This window comes from Massilia sp. MS-15 (assembly GCF_020176695.1).
In the GTDB taxonomy this organism is placed as follows: Bacteria; Pseudomonadota; Gammaproteobacteria; order Burkholderiales; family Burkholderiaceae_D; genus Telluria; species Telluria hydrophila.
This window is the reverse complement of the sequence record NZ_JAIWIA010000109.1, coordinates 1-363: the sequence shown is the minus strand read 5'-3', so window position 1 is coordinate 363 and position 363 is coordinate 1. Positions and strand designations below refer to the sequence as shown.

Sequence of the window (363 nt, the reverse complement as noted above, 5' to 3'; positions counted from 1 at the left end):
ACGTTCGGACAGTGGACGGGCGACCTCCTGAGCGCTGACAACAAAGCTCAGTTGTGGGTGCCGGAAGGATTCGCCCACGGTTTCCTGGTGCTGTCGGAGTCAGCGGAGGTCATCTATAAGCTGACCGATTATTACGCGCCCGAGCACGAGCGCTGCATTGCCTGGAACGACCCGACGTTAGGCATTAACTGGCCCATCACCGGGCAGCCACGAATGTCCGCCAAGGACGAGCAGGGGCTTTACTTTGAAAAAGCCGAGTCCTTCCCCTAAAGAAACCCCCATTGATGGGGCTACAAGTCTTTAACGATTAGTATAACTTCATGTTATGAGAAAATCTGTATTTGGCAGATTTTCACGTAATGT

The 363-nt window shown here is 52.6% G+C and carries 1 protein-coding gene; it reads left to right on the top strand.

What is annotated here, in order from left to right; all coding sequences use genetic code 11:
* The coding region (locus LCI23_RS20495) for a dTDP-4-dehydrorhamnose 3,5-epimerase family protein (protein WP_224948284.1) at positions 1 to 270 on the top strand (270 nt) is incomplete at its 5' end.
* Positions 271 to 363: the final 93 nt, after the last annotated feature.